Here is a 1,953-nt window from a genome sequence, read left to right as displayed (position 1 = left end):
GTGCCTGCTCATCGACGCCAGCGGCTCGATGTCTGGGCTCGCGGTCGCCATCGCGGCGGTCGCGGGAGCCAGCGCAGTCCTCGCCGCCGGCCGACGGCTGTCCCCCGCGATCCTCGTGTTCAGCCAGGACATCACCGTCCTGCAGGCGCAAGGTACGCACCGCCCGCCCGGTGAGCTCGTCACCGAGCTGGTGCAGCTGCGCGGTCACGGCGTGACGAACCTGGCCGGAGCATTGCGGGCCGCCAGCGCCCAGCTGGCGACCGCCCCCGCCGAGGAGCGCGTTGCGCTGCTGCTGTCCGACTGCCTGCCCACCACCGGCGGCGACCCGGCTCAGGCGCTGGGCGGCATCAGCCGACTGCATGTGCTGTGCCCGCTGCCCTCCGCCGAATCCGAGCTGGCCGCCGCCACCCTTGCCCGTCGGGGTAACGGCATGAGCCTGCCGTTGCGGCGGCTCGCCGACGTGGCCCCCGCACTGACCCGCCTGCTCTCCGCGGAGACCCAGAGCCTCGCAAGCTAGATCGGCAGTGCGCAATGTGCGTATAGACGGGTCGATGCCGGGCTTGTTAGGCAGGACGGTAGCTGTGCCAATTTCTGGCCAGCGAGCTTCTAGGGGAGGAAGCATGAGACATAACCGATTCGTGCGGCTGGCGGTCGCGTTGCTCGCGCCGCTGCTGGTCGCTGGCGTGGTGGTGGCGCAGGCGGGAACCGCCTTTGCCGGCACCGGGCACCACGGCCACGCTCTGTACGTCTCGGCGAGCGCCAAGCACTGGAACAGTGATCGATCCTGCCGTTCCGCCGCGTTCAAGACCATCCAGTCCGCGGTTAACGCCGCCCCGGCCGGGGGCACCGTCGTCGTCTGCCCGGGGACCTATCACGAACAGGTGGTCATCTCCGAGCCGCTGACCCTCACGGGTAAGCACGCGACCATCGATGAAACGGGCGTCACGCCGACATTCCAGGTCACGCTGCCGGGGCTCGGCACGCAGACCATCTTCGCGGCTGTGGTCATGGAGAGTTCCTGGATCAACTTCACCGGGTTCAGGGTGCAGCACGCCCAGGGCGAGGGAATCATCGCGGCGGGCCTGAACGGCCCCGTGTCCGGCATCGTGATCTCCCGGAATGCCGTGGTGCACAACGACCTTGGCGGGGGCGTCCCGCCCAAGTCCACGTACTTCTTGTGCGCCGCCGAGGGGCAAGTTCCCGGTGACTGCGGCGAGGGCGTGCACTTCGCAGGAGGCGTCGCGTACTCGACGATCCGGGATAACTTCATCGCCGACAACTCCGGTGGTGTCCTGCTGACCGACGACGTCGGTCCCACGCACAACAACGTGGTCCAGGGCAACGTCGTCACCGACAACGTCGCGGACTGCGGGATCACGGTCCCGGGGCACAACCCCAACGCGCTTAACTCGTCCGGCGTTCCGCAGCCCTCGGTCGCTGGTGTCTACCGCAACGCCATCCTGGGCAACGTGGTGACCGGCAACGGAGTGAAGGGCTTCGGTGCGGGCGTGCTATTCGCCACTCCCACTCCCGGTACCGCCTCGTATGACAACCTGGTCCAAGGCAACTACATCGCCGGCAACGGACTGGCCGGCGTGACGATGCACGCCCACGGCCCCGCATCACACGAGGACCTGAACGGCAACGTGATCGTCCGTAACTCCATCGGCAAGAACAACCTCCTCGGGGACCCGCTCGACGGGCCGCCCGGGCCTGTCACCAAGACGACCGGTGTGCTCGTGTTCTCTGGCGGAACTCCGGTCAGTGTGACGATCGCGCATAACCACATATTCAACAACTTCTTCGGCATCTGGCTCAGCACGCCGGTGACGGCATTCGGGCTGAGGACCAACAAGTTCAGCCACGTAATCATCCCCATCTCCGCGGGGCACTGATCGGCCCGGACATGGTGGCGGGCCTGGTCAGCGCCCGCCACCATGTCCGCACGGCGGC

At 67.7% G+C, this 1,953-nt stretch carries 2 protein-coding genes; both read left to right on the top strand.

Features of this window, described 5'->3' with window-relative positions; all coding sequences use genetic code 11:
* Positions 1-517, top strand: a 517-nt coding sequence (locus tag WA805_RS12430) for a VWA domain-containing protein (RefSeq protein WP_425242405.1), incomplete at its 5' end; no start/stop codon positions are given.
* Between the two features lie 103 nt (positions 518-620).
* Positions 621-1,895, top strand: a complete 1,275-nt coding sequence (locus WA805_RS12425; RefSeq protein WP_425242404.1) for a right-handed parallel beta-helix repeat-containing protein — start codon at positions 621-623, stop codon at positions 1,893-1,895.
* The last annotated feature ends 58 nt before the right edge of the window (positions 1,896-1,953 follow it).

Source organism: Trebonia sp., assembly GCF_049794275.1.
In the GTDB taxonomy this organism is placed as follows: domain Bacteria; phylum Actinomycetota; class Actinomycetes; order Streptosporangiales; family Streptosporangiaceae; genus Trebonia.
The sequence above is the reverse complement of the archived record's forward strand: the minus strand, read 5'-3'. Positions and strand labels throughout refer to the sequence as shown.